Origin of the sequence: Francisella-like endosymbiont, from assembly GCF_003069505.1 — a bacterium.
Classification (GTDB): Bacteria; Pseudomonadota; Gammaproteobacteria; order Francisellales; family Francisellaceae; genus Francisella.
On record NZ_QAPC01000001.1, the window covers coordinates 293,027 to 315,894 of the forward strand.

Genomic DNA, 22,868 nt, shown 5'->3' on the forward strand with positions numbered 1-22,868 from the left:
TTTTTTAAACCAATTAGGGAATGGATCTGGCAAGTTACTATATGAAAACCAACTCCTATCACCACTAGTTTGATGCCACCTATCTTTAACCATCTGTTCAAAATTAAGAGTGTTTGGCCATTGCTCTCCTGATGTCTTATCAAAGCACCTGTTTGCGACATTTCACCAATATAGTCAGGCCTTATTGCAATCCAAAAAAACCTTTTGTTCTAACAACTCCTGGCCAAGTCAACATTATCAAAAAAATTTATTAGTTTCTCGGGATGAAATGTCTTTATAGAAAGATATACAAATGACCTAATGTCATATTCCTCTGTTTCTGGTACATGCTCTTTAAAGCTATATAATTCTTTACTCCATAAAGGATGATTTTGGCTGTTTCTAGATTGAATTTTTTAGTATTTACAACTTTATTTAGATAGACTTATGAGAAATTAGTTTCTATAATTTCAGCATCAACATTTAAGCCTTTGATTATAGCATTAATAGTTTTTCTATCATTCTCAGGGCATTCATTAACTTTATTTAGAATAATTACTTTTAGCAAACTCGATTTGCTCTACCATAAGATCAACTATTACCTTATCATCCTCTTCTCCAAGACTTTCGCTTGTATCTTTTAAGTATTCAGATGAGCTATAATGTTTCATAAAATTAACACTATCAACTACACAGTAACCATTGTATCAATATATGCAATATCCGCTAGGATTTTGCCATTCTCGTCTCTAAACTCAAAAGTTGTAGCTATAGGTAATGATTCAGATATACCAGTACTTTCAATAATTTAAATAGTCATATTTTTGTGTTTTTACTAACTGCTCAACCTCAGTTAGTAAATACTCCCACAAAGTAAAGCAAATACAAACATTACTAAGTTTAACCATTTTTACTTCGGTTCTATAAATATGTGAGTCATGATTTTTTATTAATTGTGCATCAATATTGATTTAGCTCACATAGCATTAACAATCATTACGATCTTTAAACCGTTGCTATTATTGAGAATGTTACTTAACAAAGTAGTCTTATCAGAACCTAAAAATCCCGATAAAACATTAACAGGTAATTTTTCATAATTTATGAACTACATATCATCAAATTATTTATTATGAGAGCACATAATATACAAAAACAAAAAGTGTTACAATATAACAGTTTATTAAAAGATAAAGAATAGGTTATAATCTGTGCTAAGCAAATTAAAATTAAAGTTTGACTTCTGTTAATTAATAAAATATATACAAAAATATACAAACTGCCAAAGAATTTTGTGAAAAAAATAAATACAGATTTATTAAACCTTGAGAAAGTACTTGAAGCTATTTTTAATCAAGATAATCCCCTAAGTGCCTATGATATTTTAGAAATTATTTCAGTAAAGAAACAAATAAATCCCTCAACTGTATATAAAGCTATAGATTTTTGGCTAAAACATGGTTTTATACATAAGATAGAAAATCAAGAGTGCTATGGTTAAATGTAAGGAAAACCATAAAAATGTAAAGGTTTTGAAGTATTTATTTGCCAGAACTGTGGTTTTGTTGATGAGTCACATTTTTGTAATCTAGATATCTTTAAATAATTTCAAAGACTTACACCTATCAGATTAATAGTTGGAACCTTGAATTAAAAGGTTTATGTAATAAATGTCTAGAAAACTAAATAAATATTAGTTAATTTAACCAAATTTATCTCAAAAAAGTTTTTTTGATTATATTTAAGCTCTTTGCTTAATATTAAATTTAGATTTCAGTGCTTCTAGGACTTTATCTGTACTTTCAACAATAACCTTATCATCTAAAGTTTGTAAGTTATCTTGGAAAAGCATGCTTAATGCTATATTCTTTCTTTGATCATGCTGGTTTTCATAAACATCGAAGATACTGACATCTTTTAAGATATTTATATCTAAATCTTTTATAGCTTTGATAATATCTCCAGCAAAGACAAACTTATCAATCAAAAATGAGATGTCTCTTGTTACTGATGGATATTTAGATATTTTCTCAAAACTTGGTATTTGTTTTTTTGTTAAAATAACTAAATCCAATTCAAAAACTATTGGTGCTTTAGCCTTAATTTGGAAAGTTTTTAGTACACGTGGATGAATCACTCCAATCACCCCAATCCTATTACCATTAGTTAAGATATAAGCAGATTGACCTGGATGAAGCCAATTGATATCATCACAAATTTCAAAGCTTAGGTTTGTAACATCATCACATAATGCTTCAACATCTGCTTTAACATCAAAAAAGTCTACTTTTTTAGAATTAGACCAGTTAATATTTAAAAGCTCGCCATAAACTAAACCTGCAATTCTATCAAATTGAATCCTTTGGTTATCTTGTAGTTTTAAACAAGCCCCCTTCTCAAATATTCTAATTCGATTTTGCTGGTGCGATACATTTGCTTTAAAAGTACTAATCAAACCAGGTATCAAAGATTGTCTCATTATAGATAAATCTTGTGAAATAGGATTTTGAATTGCAATACCTCTATCAGCAAAAAAAAACTCGTCGTATTTTGGATCTATGAAACTATAGTTAATAGTCTCATGATAGCCTCTATCTATTAAACGCACATTTATTGTAGCTAAAGACTGGAATGTTTCAGAGATATCAGTTTTAGCCGCGAGATATTTAGGCATAGTTTCTGGAAGCTTTGAATAACCATAAATACGTGCTACCTCTTCGATTAAATCTTCTGGTATCTCAATATCAAAGCGATATGATGGTGGTGATACTTCTATATAATTACTATCAAAAGTCACTGCAACATCCATATGTAATGCTTGTAGTATTTCAGTAACATACTTCAAACTAAAATCTGTGCCTAATACATGATTTAGTTTCTTAATAGAAAGGTTTATTTTGATTTGTTTGTTTAAGCTCTCTAAATCCTCAGCTCCATGAATTGGTGCAACATCACCAGCTGCTATTTGTGTTATTAGTTGAATAGCTATTTTTATAGCCTTTTTAGCTAACTGTGGATTAACTCCTCGCTCAAAACGATGAGAAGAATCAGTGTGAAGATTATATTTACGTGCTTTACCAGCAATCTTTTCAGGAACAAAAAACGCACTTTCTAAGAAAATATTATTAGTATCAGCAGTTATTGATGACTCTAAACCACCCATAACACCAGCTATTGTTAGAGCTTTTTTATCATCTGCTATTACTAAAGTATCAGAGCCTAATTTAACCTGTGTTTGATTTAGTAGTGTTAGCTCTTCATTATCTTTTGCATAACGGATATTAATACTACCCTCTAGTTTATCAAGGTCAAAAGCATGCATTGGTTGACCAGTAAGTAGCATTACATAATTTGTTACATCAACAAAAAAACATATGCTACCGATACCACTTCTTCTTAGTTTTTCAACCATCCATAAAGGTGTTTGGACTTTATTATTAACATTTTTGATGATACAGCCATAGTATGACTTACATCCATCTGTAGCAATTATATTGACTTGTTTAGTATCATCTATCACTACTTTAGGTTCTATTATTTCTAAATCTCTAAGCTCAGTTTTTGTTAGCGCTGATACTTCACGAGCGATGCCATATACACTGAGACAATCTGCTCTATTTGGTGTTAGATCAACTTCTATAATATTATCATCTAAGTTTAAATATTTATTAATATCTATACCTACTGGAGCATCTGCTGGTAAATCCATCAAACTATCAGCTTTGTTAGCTACTCCAAGCTCGTCTTCCGAACATAGCATTCCAAGAGATTCTTGACCACGCAGTTTAGATTTTTTAATTTTAAAATTACCTGGTAATATTGCTCCGATTTTTGCAACAGGAGCTTTCATACCTTCATAAATATTGCTAGCACCACAAACTATTGTTAGCAACTCATCTTCACCAGCATCAACACTACAAACATTTAATTTATCTGCATCAGGATGCTTTGAGATAGTTTTAATTTGTCCAACCACTACACCACGAACTTTTTCTGCAACAACCGGTTCAATTGTATTAACTTCTAGGCCTGCCAAAGTTAAGGTATATGCTAAATCTTGGCTAGTTTGAGTATCACTTAGATATTCATTTAACCAGTTATGTGAAAATTTCATTTATAAACCTCAAATAATATTAAAACTGTTTTAAAAATCTCAAATCATTTTCAAAGAACATTCTTAGATCACCAATACCATATCTAAGCATAGATAATCTTTCTACTCCCATACCAAATGCAAAACCTTGATATTGTTGTGGATCAATATTACCTGCTTTTAAGACTTTTGGATGTACCATACCACAACCTAAAACTTCTAGCCAACCAGTATGTTTACATACTCTACAACCCCTACTATCACATATTACACATTCGATGTCAGCCTCTGCTGATGGCTCAGTAAATGGGAAATATGATGGTCTAAAGCGTACTTTTAGATCCTTTTCAAAGAATGAATTTAGAAACACATGTAGCAGACCTTTCAAATCAGCAAAAGAAACATTTTTATCTACAAGCAAACCTTCTACTTGATGAAACATTGGCGTGTGGGTAATATCTGAATCACAACGATAAACTCTACCTGGCGCAATTATTCTAATTGGTAGCTGCTGTTTTTCCATTGTTCTAATTTGTACTCCAGATGTGTGCGTTCTCAAAACATGAGTCTCATCAATATAAAAAGTATCATGCATAGCGCGAGCTGGATGATGAAAGGGAATATTTAAAGTTTCAAAATTATAATAGTCACTTTCAATCTCAGGACCAAATTCAATTGCAAAGCCATTTTGTTTAAAAAATGCTTCTATTCTATTTAAAGCTTTTGTCACAGGATGAAGTGAGCCTTGATTTTGCCCTACACCACTTAATGTCACATCAATCTTTTCTTGAGCTAGTTTTTCGTTTAACTCTTGTTCTTCAAAATTAGCTAGTTTTAGATTGATTACTTCTTGTAAAGCTTGTTTTGCAATATTTACCGCTTGTCCTAGTTTTGGTTTCTCATCATTAGGTAATATCGCTATTAGCTTCATCATCCCAGTTAATTCCCCCTTTTTGCCAAGATATTTAACTCGAATATCATCTAAAGATTTTTTATCTTTGACAAGATTTAGCTCCTTAAGAGCTTTATCTCTCATTTGCTCGACTATTTGCATATTTATCCTTTATTTCAAAACTTGAGAGATATTATAGACAAAAAAGATTTTTATTAAAATATTGCGAGTAACAAACTTTGAAGGTTTTAGTTAGTTTTTTTGTTTAAGCCATATTTACTAATTACAAAGATACCAATTACACTTATTATTCCATCAATTAGCGCAGAATATTCTTCAGTTTATACTTAAAATAAAAGCCAACCAAGTAACAAAGACATAATAGGCATAAAATATAAAGAACTAATCGCAATAGTTGTCGGTAAATGCCTAAAAAGCATACTCCCCAACATAAAATAAATTAATGCATCAGGAAATACACCTATATATACCACGACTAGTATGCTTGATAGATCTGCTTTTACTAATTCTACGGGAGCTTAGTTAGAATAAATCATCAGCATAGCTGTACCAAACCAGATATAATAAGCTATTGACTCAATTGGATGAAACTTGACAAATAAACTTTTTTGAAAAACGAATATATAGCACCAGAAAAACAAGCCCCATAAACCAAACAAATTCCAATAAATTCAAATGCAGTATTACCTTTAGAAAATAAAATTATCAGAGTGCATAGTATAACTATACCAAAACCTAAAATTGCAAATCTCAGTAAATCATTTGGTCTAGGTATAGTTTTGGGCTTTTGTTTAATAAATATTATTAGCATTACTATACTAGCAACACTATACCTAGACCTAGGTCCTCCAGCACTAAATCCATTTAGCATTAGATAACGAATTCCGATAAACGCTGTTGACCACATTTTAATAGTCACCAATAATAAAAAAATGGCAAGACTTTTATACTAAAAAAGAAACTCTAGCTAATCTTTATCATCATATTAAAGATTGGTTATTATTTTGCCCTTATTAAAAAAGCCTTTTAAAAAGCTGATTTATATTCAAAACTACCTGAGAGCTACCTCCTAAAGAAATTTTAGAAGCAAAATACAAAGCTTAAAAATTTTTAATCTAAACTTAGAAATAATAATACTATTTCTAAAAAAATATAATAACTTATTTTAACTATGAGCATTAAAAACTAGATATTTTTAACTATGCATTTATAGCTTTTTCAGTAGCATTTACAAGTATCCTGATATATATTTTTCTTCCTGAAGATTACCATACCAATTATGATATAAATTTAGCTATTTTGAGCGTAGTCTTATTTATACTTAGAGCTCTAGATGCTATTTTTGATCCTCTAATTGGTTAGTATTGTGATAAATTTCATTATCTAAGTAAAATAAGTTTAATCACTATTATAAACTATATTTATTATAGGAGTTTATATTATATGTGTGCCTACTTTTTGGGCCTTAGCTCAAAAAACTATATACCATCTATTACAGATACTGCTCAGTACTATATTGATCAAATTTCTCACCCACTTTCTCTAGATACTAGAATTATAGGATTTTTAGTGAGTTTAATACCTATCTCAATCATACTATATATAGTATTATTACTAATTAAACTTTTTGCTTGTTACGAGAGACTGAAGGTATTTTCTTTTAGAGTTGTTCTACATATATAGAAGATTAGGTTGGGGATTAATATATTATTTTATTGCTCAAATTATTTTTGAACCTTTAATATTAGTAACGTTGAGTTATCACAATCCTGTTGGTGAGCGCTTCATAAATATCTCTATTGATACTAATTAAATAGTGCTCTACTATGTGGAGGAATTATTATAACTATTACAATAGTAAGAAAAAGCTAAAGAAATTGCTGAAGAAAATGATTTAACGATTTAGGAGAATTTAATGCTATAAGAATTGATTTAGCTAAAATCATGGTTGATAAACAAGTGAAATCTAAAGATTTAGGTAAGGCTATTGGACTGAACAAAACTTGTCTATATTGAAAAATGAAAAATTATGAAAGCTAAATGGTTATAATAAATAAAAATTAATTAAACAATATTAAACTTAGGAGTAATAAAAAATGAAAAAATTACAAAGAATGACTAAATATATATAAATGGCTTTTATGTCTTATGAGGTTATCATCTACATCTAACTCTATTTATGTGGAGAATTTACAATTACTAATGGGTAATACAATTATTTATCTTATAACCGAAAATTTTCAGAAAAAGTAGTACTCTAGTTACAAAATTAGTATTATACTACTCACAAATATGATACCTATTGCTTTTTTTCTATATATTGTAGCTTTGTTAATTAAAAATTTCGATTTATATACGAAACTGGAAATATTATCATAAAAAGTTATTTCATTATATAAAAGACTAAGTTGGACTATAGTTGGATTAATTATTTCTTCATTACAATCAGTTATAAGTAGCTATAATATCTCAAATGGTCGGTACATATCCTTTCATATAAATACCAATAATCTATGTGAATTTATGTTTGGTGGCGGGGTTATTATAGCTGTATACATAATGCAGAAGCTAAAGATAATATTAAATAAAATAATTTAAGACTAGATGGTACTCTCATATAAATATAAAATCTTTCCTTCTATGTATACTTGCCTTCAGTAATACTCTTAAAGCTTTTGTAAATATTTTGATTGTCAATCAAGAGAGATATCATAGTTTATGAAAAAATAATATTATATTAGGTTTATTCTTTGCAAATATATGCTTTGCGACTTCAAATAAATATCATCTAGAAGCCACACCTATAATCATAACAGATAATACCAGCCCTGATTTTAAAAATATAAAAAATGTTAATGAAAAAAAGAAAATCTTTATAGACTTTATGCCAAAAGAGATAGATGAAGCTAATAAGGAAATATGTGAAGAAAGAGAAATGATTTTAAACATTCAAAAACTGCTTAATAATAAACAGGACCTAGATAACTAACAACAAGCTAAAATAAAAAAATATACTAATTTTTATAAAGTTTGGGGGAGATAAAACTATACAACAACAAATAGATGAGCTAGTACTTAAAGTTAATATAGCCCCTAAGAGTCTTGTAATTGCACAGGCCATCCTCGAAACAGGATAGGGAATTTTAAGATTTGCTGTTGACTATAATAATTATTTCGGCTTACACAGTTTTGAAGAAAACTGTGGTGTAAAACCAAAGATTCTGATATTCAAAATTGAAACTTTTAAAGATGTTGGGCAATAGTGTTTTAGGATATTATTTTAAATTAAATACTATAGGTAAGTTTACTAAATTTAGGAGTGTGCGAAAATTAAATGGTACTGATTAGAATGACACAGATCAACTAATAGATACTCTAGGAGAGTACTTCTTCATTAGATAGTCAAGAATATCAAAATAGAATAAAAGGTGTGATTAAATATAATAATCTTGATAAGTTCTCTAGTTCTTGCTAATCCTAAGCTGTTTAAATCTTGTTTGTTATAATCTACAAAAATATTTATATTGATAAAGTTTGTTGCTGATCTGCACTTAAATTATCAGGAATTTTTAGTTTAAAATGATTATATGCTAATAAAGTAGCTATGCGCCCTCTAGCTGTACGCATAATATATCCTTGCTGTATTAAATAAGGTTCAATAACATCTTCAATAGTACCCTTTTCCTCACTTAGAGCTGCTGCCATTGTATCTAAACCTACAGGTCCTCCTGCAAATTTTTCCATTAAAGTAAGTAAATATCTATGATCCATATGATCAAAGCCAACTGGATCGACTTTAAGCATAGTCAAAGCTTTATCAGCAATTTCAAAGCATATTACTCCAGAACCTTTAACTTGAGCATAATCTCTTACTCTGCGTAAAATCCTATTAGCAATTCGCGGTGTTCCTCTTGAGCGTTTTGCAATCTCCATCGCACCATCAGCAGTGATATCTAAATCTAACAACTTTGCTGAACGATAAACAATTTTCGACAGATCTTCTATCGAATAAAACTCTAGGCGCTGAATAATTCCAAATCTATCGCGTAATGGTGAAGTTAAAAGCCCTGCTCTTGTAGTTGCTCCAACGAGTGTAAATGGCGGTAAATCAATTTTTATAGATCTCGCAGCTGGGCCTTCACCTATCATTATATCAAGCTGATAATCCTCCATAGCAGGATATAGAATCTCTTCTACAACTGGACTTAAACGATGAATTTCATCAATAAATAAGATATCATTCTCTTCAAGATTAGTCAAAAGTGCTGCTAAATCACCTGCTTTTTCTAGAACAGGGCCACTTGTTTGTTTGAGTTCAACACCCATTTCATTAGCAATGATATTTGATAAAGTTGTTTTACCTAAACCAGGAGGTCCAAATATAAGTGTGTGATCAAGAGCATCATTACGTGCTTTTGCTGCTTGAATAAAAATTTCCATTTGTTCACGTACAGCTGGTTGTCCCTCATATTCTGCCAAAGTCTTTGGTCTGATAGCTCTATCTATAATATTTTCATCATTAGTTTGAGCTGTATTAGCTGAGATTATTCTATCTGTTTCGATCATACTTTAGTTTTAAAACAAAATTTAGTAGGAATTATAACATTTTTATCTTCTATATTGACAATACTATTGTGCTGTATAACCACCATCTATAGGAATTAAACCACCAGTCATAAACTTACTTTTATCACTAAGTAAAAAAATTACTAATTCAGCAATTTCTTGAGGCTGCGCAATTCTATTTAAAGGAAATTCTTTTTCTTCCTGCTTTTGCGCTTCATCAAAGGATATTCCAACATTATTTGCATATTTTTGTATCAAATTTCGATACAAATCTGTATCAACAGTACCAGGACAAACTGTATTAACTCTAATCTGATATTTGGCTAAATCTAAAGCCAATGATTTAGTCATTTGTGCAATAGCCCCCTTACTTAAGGTATATGCAAAACTATTTGGTTTGGCAATAAAGCATTGATCAGAGCCGTTAAATACTATTGAGGCACCTGTTTTGAGATTATTTTCTAAACCTTTGATAAGATAAATACTTGACCAGACATTCAAATCTAATACCTTTTTGATACTTTTAATATCTATATCAAAGATAGAACCTTTTATCAAAATCGCCGCATTTAAGAAAATCCCGTCAAAGCTAACATCTTTAATAAGATCTAAAGCTTTAGAAATATCTTGTTGTTTAGTCAAATCAACTCTGATAAATCTTAGGTTTTTAGTAATAAAACTTTCTTGTATATCTATATTAATAACACTATTAATTTCATCTTGTAAAAGTAGTTCGATAACTGCCTTACCTATACCATTTGAACCGCCTGTAACTAAATAATTTGCCATAGTTTATAAACTAAATCTCATCATCTAACAAATAATATATGATAAGCTTTGAAAAAGATAAATATTTTGTCTAAAATCTAATTATCAACTCGATATTACGTGGAGATAATTACTGTGGATTTAAAAGACTTTAAAAAGATAGAACTTTCTCACTTTACAGATGCTAAATCGGTCAGTTACCTAAGAGATGACATTAATCATCTTTTATATTTAGATAGTCCAGCTTTAGAGGTGTTTCGTGACTTTAAAGAACATGATGCTCTAGTCGTTAAAGCAGATGTAAATTTAAAAGACATAAAAACCAAATTGATAGATAATCATAAAGATTTTATTCTTGTAACTGATGGAGAAGATAAAGTCATTGGAAGCATAGCTTTACATTATATAGAAAGTCAAAGATTACAGGAAAGAGCTAGAAGTTCTGGCGTCAAACCTACAGATCTGACAGCAAATGATATTATGTTACCAATAGCTATGGCTAATGTCGTTTCATACTCAATTATTGAAAATTCAAAAATAGGTCATATATTAAATACGCTAATTAATTCGGAATATAACCATATCATAGTTTATGATGAAGATAAAAATGATAAAAAATATATTCGTGGCTATTTTTCTTTACCTTATATTAGAAGAAAGCTTAGCCTAGATGTATATCATGTTTACCAAAAAGAAGGGATTTCAAACTTAAACAAAGATATATAATAGTACCTTTATTATTTTTGAGTTAGAGCATAATCATTTTTATAATACGGAATAAATACCCCAGCCATTGCTTGGAATATATGGTTATCTGTTTTAAATTATCAAAAGCTTTACCTGCAAGAATTTTCTTTTTAAGATCATTCCCACCAAGGGTAATAAGAACTATCTTAGTATTTTTAGTTACTTTATTAATTATTGTAACACTTGTCGAGTGGTTTCACCAGATGTACCCATATTTATAACTGGCTGATTGAGCATTTCAGCAAGCTATGATGGATAGTTGTCTTTTTTTCCACATCCCATATCCTGGTGCTGTAAAACTATAACCAAAAGCTACAATAGTTTCGCTTTGAGGTTTATTTAGCATTAACTATTAATATTATCAAAATTCTTAAAACATAATTATTGATATAATCTTAGTTTTGAATAGCTTAAGCAAATAATTAAGCTTTTATAAACTATTTTAATAGTTTATCTAACTCTTGAGATATCTTTTCAACACAAAGATTACTTTGAGCTAATAATAAATCTTTTGTGCCATGATTGAGAAATTTATCTTGAAGACCAAAATTTCTAACAGTTATTTTTTTGCTAAGATCTTTGGCTACAAAATATTCATTAACAGCAGAGCCTGCCCCACCAGCAATACAATTTTCTTCTAAAGTTAATATTATCTCGTGAGTTTGAGATACTTTATTAAGCATAGTTTCATCAAGTGGTTTGACAAAACGCATATCTATAACTGTAGCATGATATTTCTCAGCTAGTTGTTTGGCTATAGGTAATAATGTTCCAAAATTTAAAATTGCTATTTTTGAACCTTGTTTTATCATTTTCGCTTTACCTATTTGTAGGTCTAATTTATCAGTAATTTCAGCACCAATACCAGCACCACGCGGATAACGCACCACAGCTGGACCATTATATTCATAACCAAGCTCCAGCATATGATAAGCTTCGTTCTCATCACTTGGTGTCATAATTACATGATTAGGGATACAGCGCATAAATGATAAATCAAAGCTACCATCATGAGTCGCACCATCAGCACCAACTAGACCTGCTCTATCAATCGCATATAGTACATCTAAATTTTGTAGAGCTATATCATGTATTACCTGATCATAAGCTCGCTGTAGGAATGTTGAGTATATTGCTACGACTGGTTTTAGCCCTTGACAAGCCAAGCCACCAGCAAATGTAACAGCATGCTGCTCAGCGATTGCCACATCAAAATATCTATGCGGATATTGTTGTGAAAATTTAATTAAATCAGAGCCCTCTTTCATTGCTGGTGTTATTCCAACTAAACGCTTATCTTTGACAGCTTTCTGACAAATCCAATTACCAAAAATATTTGAATAAGTTGGTTTAGAAACTTTGGTAGTTATATTCTCACCGCTATGAAAACTTGGCGCAACATGATGAAATTTAATCGGGTCCGATTCAGCTTTTGTATAGCCTTTACCTTTTTTAGTAATCACATGTAAAAGTTTTGGACCCTTGTGATCTTTTAGTATTCTTAAAGTTTTGACCAATTCTGTAACATCATGACCATCGATAGGACCAACATAATAAAAACCTAAATCTTCAAAGAAATTTGCTGGTACAAACATACCTTTGGTTTGAGTTTCAATCTTTTTGACAAACTCAAATATTGGCGGAATATTTTTTAATACTTCCTTACCTTTTTCACGTATAGAATTATAAAAACCACCAGAAATAATTTTACTGAAATGTGCCGAAAGTCCACCAACATTATCAGAAATCGACATCTCATTATCATTAAGGATAACAAGAATATCTTCCTTGATACCGCCAGCATGGTTTAAAGCTTCAAAAGCCATACCACCAGTTATAGCACCATCACCGATTATTGCTACGGTATTAGAGAATTTACCTTGTAATCTGTCACCTATAGCCATACCTAAAGCGGCACTTATAGAGGTACTTGAATGCCCAACTCCAAATGTGTCATATTCACTCTCACTACGTTTAGGAAAGCCTGAAATTCCACCATCTTTTTTAATCGTGATAAGTTTATCTTTTCTACCAGTGAGAATTTTATGAATATATGTCTGATGCCCTACATCCCATACGATATTATCATATGGAGCATTATAAACATAATGTAAAGCAACAGTTAACTCTGTAGCACCAAGACTACTTGCAAAATGCCCGCCACTTACATCTAAAGTATCTACTAAGAAAGCTCTTAGCTCTGATGATAAAATTTTGAGCTGACTCTCAGGAATTAGCTTAAGATCAGATGGGGCATTTATTTTATCTAAAATAGTATATTTTGACATAGCTTAAAATCTTCATCTAACTCAAAGGTATATAAAATACTTTTATAATTAAACATTTATGTTATAGCATAGAAATGCGTTATTCCCATTCAATTGTTCCAGGTGGCTTTCCTGTCACATCATATACAACTCTTGATACTTGTTTTACTTCATTTACAATTCTATTTGAAACTAGTGATAGAAAATCATAAGGCAGGTTAGCCCATGTTGCCGTCATAAAATCAATACTTACTACAGCTCTTAGAGCTACTACATACTCATATCTACGCTGATCGCCAACTACACCTACCGATTTAACAGGAAAAAATACTCCAAAAGCTTGTGAAATATAGTGGTATAAATTATGTTTATAAAGCTCTTCTGTAAATATAGCATCAGCCTTTTGTAACGTTTTTACATACTCTTTCTTGATTTCACCCAATATACGCACACCTAAACCAGGACCAGGAAATGGGTGTCTATAAAGCATATTATAAGGTAATCCTAAACCTAAACCTAATTTACGAACTTCATCTTTAAAAAGTTCTCTTAATGGCTCTAAAAGTTTAAGTTTCATCTCTTTTGGTAAGCCACCAACATTATGATGAGATTTAATCACATGTGCTTTAGATTGGTTATTACCAGCTGATTCAATTACATCACTGTAGATAGTACCTTGGGCAAGCCATTTAGCATTCTCTATCTTAGCTGCCTCTTCATCAAAAATATCAACAAACAGCTTACCTATAATTTTACGCTTTTGTTCTGGATCACAGATACCTCTTAGAGCATCTAAGAATCTATTTTTTGCATTTATACGAATAACATTAATATCCATACGCTTTGCAAATACTTGCATAACCTGATCACCTTCATTAAGGCGTAGTAAACCAGTATCTACAAATATACAAGTTAACTGATCTCCGATAGCTTCATGTAATATTGCTGCCACTACAGAAGAGTCAACACCACCAGATAGGCCTAAAATTACTTTATCACTACCAACTTTTTGCTTAATTTCTTTTATATCATTTTCGATAATGTTTTCGATATTCCACAGAATATCACAACCACAGATATTAACGATAAAGTTCTCAATAATTTGCTTACCATTCTCTGTATGAGTTGTCTCTGGGTGAAACTGTACACCGAAAAAAGACTTAGTCTTATGTGCAACTGCTGCTACTGGAGCATTTGTCGAAGATGCAATTATCTCAAAGTGCTCACCAGTTTGAGTGACTTTATCACTATGACTCATCCAAACTAGCTGTTCATGCTTCATATTTGAAAATATGTTATTTGTTGAATTTAGGATATTTATAATTGCCCTACCAAACTCACTTTGATCAGCTCTTTTTACTGCACCACCATGCTGCATTACCATTGTTTGCATTCCGTAGCAAATACCTAAAACAGGAACTCCAAGCGCAAAAACTATCTCAGGAGCTTTGACATCAGAATCATAAACTGACTCAGGACCACCTGATAGAATTATGCCTTTTGCTTGATAATCTTTAATAAAATCAGCTGTTACATTATAAGGAAAAATTTCACAAAAAACACCTACTTCTCTTACTCTACGAGCAATAAGCTGGGTATACTGTGAACCAAAATCTAAAATCAAAATCTTATGATTATGTATATCTGTCATTTTTATAAAAATAAAGATTTTCTTAAAGGGGTATTTTAACCTAAATGAAGTTGATTGTAATTAGCTTTTAATGATAAAAATAATATTAAGTATTTTTAAGATTTTCTACTTCTAAGAGAACATCTTTAATATTTTCTTTAATATCTTTAGTAGAAGCTTGGGTAATAATAAATATTTTGAGAAAAATAACACACTTCCCAATTGTAATTAATAAATTATCATAAGGAAAAGTTACTAAGTTTAATTCATGGATATATGAAATAGCCCACAAACATATAATATAAGCACAAACAAACCATGTTTGTTTAAGCACTTGAATAAAATGTTTGCGCATAAAAACAAACCAATATAGTAAACATGCAAGGGCTACTAGGATTACTAAACATAATAAATTAAAAGTTCCTGACCAATACATAAAATATGAACAAGATATAAAACCTAAATAACCAAATAGCTGGTAATAAGGAAGCTTAAACTTTCTCTAAATATGTGAAAACTTATCTCTCAATATAATCAGCACTACAGGACCTGATAAACAGCTAAATAAAACTAAAGATGATAAGAAATTTACCAAAGATGTCCAAGTTGGAAATTGAAACAAAAAAACTAAACCAACAAAAAAGTTAATCCAAATACAATAGATTGGCACACGATTTTTTATTTAATCTTGTTAGAACTGATTTTTTGAAAAACTCTAAGCCAAATGCCTGCAAAACCCTACCAGTAACAGCTGTATAAACGTTACCTGTACCAAGAGGTGCTACGATTGCATCGATAAAGAGTATAGTATAGATAATATGCAAGCTAAATAAACTTAGTAAACCTAAAAGTGGAGCTACTCCAGCATTGAAACCATTGACTGATTCAGGAACACAAAACATAAACAACAACGATAAAGATATATACATTGTTAAGTCGACAACAACTGGAGCTATCAAAGATAGTGGGATTGCTAGTTTAGGATTCTTAGCAGAGTTTGCAACTATTAGACCATTTTGGAATCCTGAAAATGCAAAAGCTAAGCCCGAACCTGTCACAGCTAATAAAATATGCTCGAAATTTACACTTATATGAGCGGTATTAGCATGATAATTCTTAAAAGATCCATAGAATGCTAACATCCCTACGGTAATAGCTATAGGCAAAAATATCTTCCAAATACTCACAATTGAATTTATCTTTGCAATATTTTTTAGCTGATAAGTATTTAGGTATGTCAAACTTAGCATGATTAAAAATGCGACAAAAACTCCATAATACGATAAAAAACTCCTGTTGAATCTGAAACAACTAAATTTGGGAACCAAAAGCCTAAATACTGCACTACAGATTGCGCCTCTAATGGTAAATAAACAAGATAACTATCCATCCTAAGGCAACAAATAAAAAGCCTAATGTACGCGAATGAGTAATACTTAAAAATCTCATTGCTCCAGAAATTATAGGTAGCATTGAGGCTACTTCAGCAAAACATAATGCTATAAGCAATGTCAGCAAAGCTGTAATAAACCAAGAAATTATTACTCCTTGACCTGCTGTTTGGAAACCATAATATGGCGAAAATAGCCAACCACTACCAATCATTCCCCCAGTGGAAATAAACACTACAGCCATTGTAGATAGTTTTTCATCACTATCCTTTTATTTATAATAATTTATATCTATTTAGTAATTATTATCAGATTAAATCTAACAAAACAAATTAATTATTTGGTGTTTGAAACTAAACTCTGGATATTGAACACCGACAAAATACAAACCATGTGCTTTAACTGTCTCTGCTGCTTGTATTCTATCTCTGGCTTCTAATACAGATTTAATCCAATCAGGAGATTTAAAACCCAAACCTACTTTTAATAATGAGCCTATAAAGTTTCTAATCATGTGATGTAAAAAAGCATTACCAATAACTTCAAAAACAATAAAACTACCCTGCTTGATAAACTCGGCTTTTTGGATATTTCTAAATGGTGTATTTGACTGACATTGTGATGACCTAAAAGAACTAAAATCTTGCTCACCTAATAAGTACTTACAAGCTTGATTCATTTTGTCTATATCAAGCTCTCTATTCTCCCATAAACAATGCTCAGCAAAAATTGGTGAGCTAATTGGTGAATTATAGATAAGATAATTATATGTTCTATTTAAAGCAGTAAATCTTGAGTTAAAATCATTATTAACCTCTTTGACTGCTAATATTTTAATATCTTGAGGTAGCAAAGCATTTGCGCCACGCTGCCACGCACTTAATGGTCTATCTGCATCTGAATGAAAATTAACTATCTGTGAAGTAGCATGCACACCTGTATCTGTACGCCCTGCACAATTGACTTCTATGATTTGATTGGCTATTTTTGACAGTGCTTTTTCAAGTTCTGATTGAATACTTGGTGAATGAGACTGCCTTTGCCAACCATAGTAGTTTTTACCAAAATATTCAATTTGTATTAGGTAGTTTTTCATAGAATTTTATTTAAAAAATAATATGGATAATATTGTACCAAAATTTAGATTCAAGTAGTTTACTTTACTAATAAATAATTCAATACTTACTAACCATTCTGTGTTTAAATCCCAACTAACACTTTTTCTGAATAAATATAGCGAGTGATTTCAAGTTGAAAGATTAGCATCTGCCTTTAGATTAAATCAACAGTCTTTAGTATCTTAGATATTCTGTAACTATTGAAATATCAGTAGTTTCTTCTGTTACTCTACTGCGAGGTAGTTCAGAAATATCCTCTTGGGTACTGTAATGGTGACAGATATAGCTTTCATGGTTGGAGTTTTGGGAATATTAGGTTCAAGAATTAATAACAACTTACATATTTTTCTTATTTCTTTAGCAATTATCGATGATGTATGTTCAGTACTTGTAGCAACTCTTTTTTATAGTCATCATTTATATTGGTTGGTATTATACTAGCGATAGAAGTATTAATAATAATTCATTTGATGACTTGAGCTGTATTCATAATCTAAATCATCGGATGTATAATATGGGTTTGTTTGATACTTCTGGAGTTCATGCTACGATTGTAGAAGTGATTTTAGGTTTCATGACTCCTTCTAGAAGATGAGTTGATGATACAAGGTTATAAATATTCTTAATAATTATACAACCAAATCAATAATTACCTTTGGATTCCCACTTATTAAAAAATCCAAAAATAAAAAAAATTAATAAGAATAAGATTTTCTTAATGTTTTTTTAGCTCTGCTGATAGCAGCCCTTTTAGCAATTTTTCTTTTCTCTGTTGGCTTTATAAAAGTTTTTCTTTCCCTAAGTTCTTGTTTAATACCAGCTTTTTCGCAAGCTCTTTTAAAGTTTCTTAGACTAATATCAAAAGGCTTTTTGGGGTCAACTATTATTCTTGGCATATTATCCTCTCTTAATTTTAGAATATTAAGAACAATTAAGTCCTTTTTAGGTTAAAATAATTATTAGTAAAATAAAGAATGAAGTATCTAAAGAAGATTTAGAGGCTTTATTTTATTTACACCTAAGTAATAGTAATACAAAGTAGCTATTAAAGATATTATATTTATCAAATATCTGGTATGTAACTAAGAATATTGACCTATTTAAGAGTATAATGACCTTTTATTAGTTAATAATGGTATTTTAATGATTAATCCAAAGAGTAAATTATTGATTTTAAAAACAATAAAATGTTAGAAATTATTTTTGATGATATAGCTAGATTAGTTAAGAAAATAAAAAAATCAAAAAAATAAGTATTTACCCAAGCAGCAGAGATGAGCATATTAAATACGGAAATCATGGAGCAGTTCATTAATCTAATTAATCATATGACAGACAACGATTATAATGATGATAAAGAATCATCAATGATAGAAAGTTGTTTAGATTTTCAAGATTTATGATTATATATAAAAAATATAGATAAATATGAAAATGATTTTGATTTAACTAAAATACCTAATTTTCACTAAAAAGCTTTCAAATAATGCTTTCTTACTATATCATTAGTAATAATTATTTATATTGTAACTTTTATTTGACTACTACAAGACTAAATATATCAGAAATTTATTTCCAATATTCTATTCCTTTATAATTAAATCATTAAATTTTAAAACTAAGACCAATGTAATTTAACTTATATAAAACAACAAACAAAAGAAAATAAAATAATGAAACAAGGTATTTGTTAAATTTTTTAATACAACTAAAGGATTCCGATTTATACAACCTCAAGATGGTGGTAAAGATGTATTTGTTCATATTAATGAGGTAGAAAGTGCTGGTTTAAGCTCTTTACGCGAAGGTGAAAAAGTAGGCATCGAAACTGAAGAAAATAAAGGCAAAATAGCCGCTATATTAATATTAAATCTAATTTATTCTTATAAATATTTATAATTATAAGAATACTCTTTTTCTCTGTTTTGGAATAAAATTATCTTTTTATTCTTAATCAAACACTTGTTTATATCTGTGGCATAGCCTTAATTTTATTCTCTTTAGTTAAAGTAATATTAGGTATAATCATTTATTACCTTAGATATAGACCAAGTAGCGCTGTCCAAAGGTAGTTTGAAGCGTGATTAACTCCATAATAATCTATGGTACCTAATTTAAACATAGGATTATCAAATGTAGTTGGTCTAGCAAAAAAGAATCCTATTACTTCATTACAGCTAATATTTATAATTAAACATTTAGGGTTTAATTTTGAAAGATCTTTTTATTAAGTAATTCAATAAATCTCTTACTATAAGATATATTTTTTGGCGCTATAATATACTTACAGACTTTGATTGCATTTGATAATATCCCAAATACTACGACGTGTGCATATAGTTATATCTTTATATCCCATAACCTGTAAAACATATATAGCTCAATGATTTACCCATCCAAAACCTATGATTAATATTTTCTTTTGATCACCATATCTCTTATCAATATCTTTTAATTAAAAGAGCGTGTAAAACAGCACAATAACCTGCTAACTTATTAGTTTGACAAAAAATCTGTTAATTTATGTTTTTATTTTTATTAAAAGAAATCGTTGCTTCAAAAAAATAAGCGTTAATTTTTTATCAATAGCTAGCTGTGTTATTTCTTTGTTTTTGACACAATCTGTCCAACTTCAAATTGTACTACCTTATTTAATTTCAGCTAAATCTTTGGTTGTTGGAGCTATTAATATTACATTTCCGGTATTCTCTAATATTTCTTGGAGTGAAAATACTTCTGCTGTTAAACTAGCAATTCTCATCAGAAACCTCAAAAAGATTCTCCATAACTAGTCTCAAATATAAGCTTATTTCTAATATCTCTAGGTATTTTTAATAAAAGCTCTAGATTAATAGGCAATCTTTTTTCATTTCTTGAAATTGCTATAACTCCATATAATTGCTTATTCATAATTAATTCCTTATATATTTACCAACACTATAAGACCTAAAGAAATACTTTGAGCCATATATTACTTATATCAGCGTTAAAAAATTTAACAGATCAAAAAAAGCTGACAATTTAAAGTCTAGCTAAGAATGAATTTATAGCGAACTTGATACTTAAAAGATTAGGATCTTTTCAACTATTGACTGATTAATTGTATAACCTTGTGCTATGTGCTGTTTTAAAGTTTGTGTTGCCCACTTTTCTAAAGTAAATAGCTTTAGATGACTTTGTCATCTAGCCAACTGCTAAACTATACCAAGGTTATATATTTCGATATTTGTTTTGCCGTTCTAGAACCTTCTTTCTGGACTTGTGCAATTTTTGCACATTTTGAGTTTTTATCCGTCTCATTATCTAAATATATATTTCTATATACTTATAACCACACTTCTTTCAACTTCAAAAATACTAGCTATATCTTTTTGACTAGCCTAAATAATTTCACTCTCGAAATCAACTTTTAATTTTAAAGCACCATTTTAAAGCTGATATATTATTAAATCTTTTCTTCATTCATTTGTTAATCTCTTATTTTAGAGTCTCAAGATTGAAGCTTATATTTTCAATACTATAATCAAACACCTATATAAATATAAACTCAAACCACTGTCAAACTATTATCTATTACTAATATACTACTGATGTGATTATGGATATAATAAATTCTAATGAGCTAATTTTGTGTTTTGTTAGGATATATAACTATAATATATATGACAGTTGTTGGGTTAGATAAACTAATAAGTAAATATGAATTGATTTTTTATTTTAGAATATATGTAATTTTAAGAATCTAAACTATTATATTTACACTTTTACTTCCATATTTAAATGCTAATATTAATACTTAAGAACAAATTATAAGCGCGAGTAAATAACCAATTACTAAAATAAAATCATTTTTTATTATCCCATATAATTATAATATACTTAATGTTTGAATAAATATAAAAATGGAAAAAGTTATTATTGATATAGACTTAGATGATTTAGTTTTATATATTGATCGATTGAGGATCAAATACTATTGTATTTAGTACTAAAACAAAACTAATTAAGAAAACAATTAAATCATTAATACCACATATATTACCATCTTATTGATATCTATATATAAATTAATTTCTAAAACTTTAATAGAGTAAAATATAAATTCATTTTGTCTCAACTCTATATTTTTTTGTTTTTTCTAATTCAATATCTTTTTTTCTAGTTCAGATTGCAGTTTTTTCTGCTTAGTAATATCAACTGATATCCCCACTAGCCCAATTACATTACCTTTTTTATCTCTTAAACAAGTTTTTTTAGATAAATAAGTTCCAATATCATTATTCTTTGTTGGGTAATTTTCTTCATACTCAATAGTAGTTGCATTTTGAATAACTTACAAATCATTAAACCATATATTTTTCCCAATAAATCTTTATTATTAAAAAGCTCAAGTTCAGTTTTATAAAAGACATCTTTAATATTACTAATCTTTAATAATTCTGTATTAGATCGATTCATACCTATATATTCACCTTTGGTATTTTTCCAACATATGCTTGCATCTATAGCATTGATTATTTGTTGAAATGTAATGTCTAAATTCTCAACCATAAGATAGTTATACATATTAGTATCTTTAAATTGATTAGCATCAATTGATATTACGATGATTCTTTCAATATCATTGTTGTCGTTTTTAATTATTTTCCTTTGAGTGAAAAAATTTCCATTTTTGGTGCTTTCATTTATATATTTCTCCCGCAAAAAAATATCAGCATTAGTATGAAATGATATTGCTAAAGGCTATACACGTTTATATAAAACTGGTGATATCTGTAAATGGTTAGCTAACGGAGAGATTGAATATATTGGTAGAAATGATTTTCAAGTTAAATTAAGAGGCTTTAGGATTGAACTTGGAGAGATTGAAAATGTCATCTCGGCAATTAATAATATTAAACAAAGCTGCGTTTTAGTTAAAAATGAAACACTAGTAGCCTACTATGTAGCTAATACAGAAATAGATGAATCTGTAATTAAAAATCATTTTGCTCAAAAACTACCTGAATATATGATCCCTAGTTTTTATATGAGATTAGAATCATTCCATCTAACTATTAATGGTAAATTAGATAGAATAGCTTTACCTAATTTCAATATTTCTAATATTAAGCAACAATATCTAGCTCCTACTACTGAATTACAACAAAAAATGTGTCAAATATGGCAAGAGGTTCTAAAGATAGATAAAGTAGATGTCACTGATAATTTCTTTAATATCGGTGGCAATTCTACTTTATCTATTCAAGCAGCATATAAATGACGCAGATATTTGATACTGAAATATCTATAGTTGATATATTTAGATATAAAACAATACAATCATTATTGAATAATGTATCTAATAATGAATTCCAATTAATTAAATATTATTCTAATAATATTTCTATAAGCCT

Annotated in this window: 16 protein-coding genes and 6 pseudogenes; 7 read left to right on the forward strand and 15 right to left on the reverse strand. The window is 29.3% G+C overall.

The window, feature by feature from the left end; all coding sequences use genetic code 11:
• Positions 1 to 54 precede the first annotated feature (54 nt).
• A pseudogene (locus C9379_RS01685) lies at positions 55 to 1,084 on the reverse strand (GTP-binding protein); the annotation flags it as partial.
• A gap of 155 nt (positions 1,085 to 1,239) precedes the next feature.
• Between C9379_RS01685 and C9379_RS01690 the strand changes: the two are divergent.
• Positions 1,240 to 1,665, forward strand: a pseudogene (locus tag C9379_RS01690) (Fur family transcriptional regulator).
• 55 nt (positions 1,666 to 1,720) lie between these two features.
• Here C9379_RS01690 and pheT read toward each other — a convergent pair.
• The 3 genes from pheT to C9379_RS01705 form a co-directional block, all read right to left on the reverse strand.
• Positions 1,721 to 4,093, reverse strand: a complete 2,373-nt coding sequence (gene pheT, locus C9379_RS01695; RefSeq protein ID WP_143385004.1) for a phenylalanine--tRNA ligase subunit beta — start codon at positions 4,091 to 4,093, stop codon at positions 1,721 to 1,723.
• A gap of 19 nt (positions 4,094 to 4,112) precedes the next feature.
• Positions 4,113 to 5,126: a phenylalanine--tRNA ligase subunit alpha gene (gene pheS / locus C9379_RS01700; protein WP_143385003.1), complete on the reverse strand. Its 1,014-nt coding sequence runs from the start codon at positions 5,124 to 5,126 to the stop codon at positions 4,113 to 4,115.
• 427 nt (positions 5,127 to 5,553) lie between these two features.
• Positions 5,554 to 5,892: a hypothetical protein gene (locus C9379_RS01705; RefSeq protein WP_318263360.1), complete on the reverse strand. Its 339-nt coding sequence runs from the start codon at positions 5,890 to 5,892 to the stop codon at positions 5,554 to 5,556.
• Between the two features lie 392 nt (positions 5,893 to 6,284).
• Here C9379_RS01705 and C9379_RS08675 point away from each other — a divergent pair.
• Positions 6,285 to 6,525: pseudogene (locus C9379_RS08675) on the forward strand (MFS transporter); the annotation flags it as partial.
• Between the two features lie 404 nt (positions 6,526 to 6,929).
• Positions 6,930 to 7,012: pseudogene (locus tag C9379_RS01715) on the forward strand (helix-turn-helix domain-containing protein); the annotation flags it as partial.
• 1,492 nt (positions 7,013 to 8,504) lie between these two features.
• Here C9379_RS01715 and ruvB read toward each other — a convergent pair.
• Positions 8,505 to 9,551: a Holliday junction branch migration DNA helicase RuvB gene (gene ruvB / locus C9379_RS01720; RefSeq protein WP_143385002.1), complete on the reverse strand. Its 1,047-nt coding sequence runs from the start codon at positions 9,549 to 9,551 to the stop codon at positions 8,505 to 8,507.
• Between the two features lie 63 nt (positions 9,552 to 9,614).
• Positions 9,615 to 10,340, reverse strand: coding sequence for an SDR family NAD(P)-dependent oxidoreductase (locus C9379_RS01725; protein WP_143385001.1), 726 nt, complete (start codon positions 10,338 to 10,340; stop codon positions 9,615 to 9,617).
• 114 nt (positions 10,341 to 10,454) lie between these two features.
• Between C9379_RS01725 and C9379_RS01730 the strand changes: the two genes are divergently transcribed.
• Positions 10,455 to 11,045, forward strand: a complete 591-nt coding sequence (locus C9379_RS01730) for a CBS domain-containing protein (RefSeq protein ID WP_143385000.1) — start codon at positions 10,455 to 10,457, stop codon at positions 11,043 to 11,045.
• A 26-nt stretch (positions 11,046 to 11,071) separates the two neighbouring features.
• Here C9379_RS01730 and C9379_RS01735 read toward each other — a convergent pair.
• From C9379_RS01735 to truA, 5 genes and pseudogenes are all read right to left on the reverse strand, one after another.
• A pseudogene (locus C9379_RS01735) lies at positions 11,072 to 11,403 on the reverse strand (GDSL-type esterase/lipase family protein); the annotation flags it as partial.
• 100 nt (positions 11,404 to 11,503) lie between these two features.
• The gene (gene dxs / locus C9379_RS01740; RefSeq protein WP_143384999.1) at positions 11,504 to 13,354 is read right to left on the reverse strand and encodes a 1-deoxy-D-xylulose-5-phosphate synthase; all 1,851 of its coding nucleotides are present in this window, start codon (positions 13,352 to 13,354) and stop codon (positions 11,504 to 11,506) included.
• A gap of 79 nt (positions 13,355 to 13,433) precedes the next feature.
• On the reverse strand, positions 13,434 to 14,984 hold the full coding sequence (guaA, locus tag C9379_RS01745; protein WP_143384998.1) for a glutamine-hydrolyzing GMP synthase: 1,551 nt from the start codon (positions 14,982 to 14,984) through the stop codon (positions 13,434 to 13,436).
• A gap of 85 nt (positions 14,985 to 15,069) precedes the next feature.
• Positions 15,070 to 16,598 (reverse strand): annotated as a pseudogene (locus C9379_RS01750) (APC family permease).
• 75 nt (positions 16,599 to 16,673) lie between these two features.
• A complete protein-coding gene (truA, locus tag C9379_RS01755; protein ID WP_143384997.1) occupies positions 16,674 to 17,450 on the reverse strand; it encodes a tRNA pseudouridine(38-40) synthase TruA in 777 nt (258 codons plus the stop codon).
• 292 nt (positions 17,451 to 17,742) lie between these two features.
• Between truA and C9379_RS01760 the strand changes: the two genes are divergently transcribed.
• The gene (locus tag C9379_RS01760; protein WP_143384996.1) at positions 17,743 to 17,913 is read left to right on the forward strand and encodes a Na+/H+ antiporter NhaA; all 171 of its coding nucleotides are present in this window, start codon (positions 17,743 to 17,745) and stop codon (positions 17,911 to 17,913) included.
• A gap of 254 nt (positions 17,914 to 18,167) precedes the next feature.
• Here C9379_RS01760 and rpsU read toward each other — a convergent pair whose 3' ends face one another.
• Entirely contained in the window at positions 18,168 to 18,368 is a 201-nt protein-coding gene (rpsU, locus tag C9379_RS01765) for a 30S ribosomal protein S21 (protein ID WP_143384995.1), read from the reverse strand.
• Between the two features lie 829 nt (positions 18,369 to 19,197).
• On the opposite strand from rpsU, the gene C9379_RS01770 reads away from it, so the two are divergent.
• Complete coding sequence (locus tag C9379_RS01770; RefSeq protein WP_143385190.1) at positions 19,198 to 19,371, forward strand: cold-shock protein; 174 nt, start codon at positions 19,198 to 19,200, stop codon at positions 19,369 to 19,371.
• Positions 19,372 to 20,241: 870 nt separating this feature from the next.
• Here C9379_RS01770 and C9379_RS01775 read toward each other — a convergent pair.
• The 3 genes from C9379_RS01775 to C9379_RS01780 form a co-directional block, all read right to left on the reverse strand.
• Complete coding sequence (locus C9379_RS01775) at positions 20,242 to 20,382, reverse strand: hypothetical protein (RefSeq protein ID WP_318263358.1); 141 nt, start codon at positions 20,380 to 20,382, stop codon at positions 20,242 to 20,244.
• A gap of 1,228 nt (positions 20,383 to 21,610) precedes the next feature.
• Complete coding sequence (locus C9379_RS08680; RefSeq protein WP_143385189.1) at positions 21,611 to 21,802, reverse strand: PAS domain-containing protein; 192 nt, start codon at positions 21,800 to 21,802, stop codon at positions 21,611 to 21,613.
• Positions 21,712 to 22,038 (reverse strand): hypothetical protein, encoded by a 327-nt coding sequence (locus C9379_RS01780; RefSeq protein ID WP_343377498.1) that lies wholly within the window; start codon positions 22,036 to 22,038, stop codon positions 21,712 to 21,714. The genes C9379_RS08680 and C9379_RS01780 overlap by 91 nt, the downstream gene beginning before the upstream one ends.
• 298 nt (positions 22,039 to 22,336) lie before the next feature.
• On the opposite strand from C9379_RS01780, the gene C9379_RS01785 reads away from it, so the two are divergent.
• Entirely contained in the window at positions 22,337 to 22,735 is a 399-nt protein-coding gene (locus C9379_RS01785; RefSeq protein ID WP_343377526.1) for an AMP-binding enzyme, read from the forward strand.
• Positions 22,736 to 22,868 lie beyond the last annotated feature (133 nt).

Bases quoted from the DNA above. Each gene is read 5' to 3' on its own strand.
- pheT (WP_143385004.1), bottom strand. From the start codon at position 4,093: ATGAAATTTTCACATAACTGGTTAAATGAATATCTAAGTGATACTCAA.
- pheS (WP_143385003.1), bottom strand. From the start codon at position 5,126: ATGCAAATAGTCGAGCAAATGAGAGATAAAGCTCTTAAGGAGCTAAAT.
- C9379_RS01705 (WP_318263360.1), bottom strand. From the start codon at position 5,892: ATGTGGTCAACAGCGTTTATCGGAATTCGTTATCTAATGCTAAATGGA.
- ruvB (WP_143385002.1), bottom strand. From the start codon at position 9,551: ATGATCGAAACAGATAGAATAATCTCAGCTAATACAGCTCAAACTAAT.
- C9379_RS01725 (WP_143385001.1), bottom strand. From the start codon at position 10,340: ATGGCAAATTATTTAGTTACAGGCGGTTCAAATGGTATAGGTAAGGCA.
- dxs (WP_143384999.1), bottom strand. From the start codon at position 13,354: ATGTCAAAATATACTATTTTAGATAAAATAAATGCCCCATCTGATCTT.
- guaA (WP_143384998.1), bottom strand. From the start codon at position 14,984: ATGACAGATATACATAATCATAAGATTTTGATTTTAGATTTTGGTTCA.
- truA (WP_143384997.1), bottom strand. From the start codon at position 17,450: ATGAAAAACTACCTAATACAAATTGAATATTTTGGTAAAAACTACTAT.
- C9379_RS01760 (WP_143384996.1), top strand. From the start codon at position 17,743: ATGGTGACAGATATAGCTTTCATGGTTGGAGTTTTGGGAATATTAGGT.
- rpsU (WP_143384995.1), bottom strand. From the start codon at position 18,368: ATGCCAAGAATAATAGTTGACCCCAAAAAGCCTTTTGATATTAGTCTA.
- C9379_RS01775 (WP_318263358.1), bottom strand. From the start codon at position 20,382: ATGAATAAGCAATTATATGGAGTTATAGCAATTTCAAGAAATGAAAAA.
- C9379_RS01780 (WP_343377498.1), bottom strand. From the start codon at position 22,038: ATGTATAACTATCTTATGGTTGAGAATTTAGACATTACATTTCAACAA.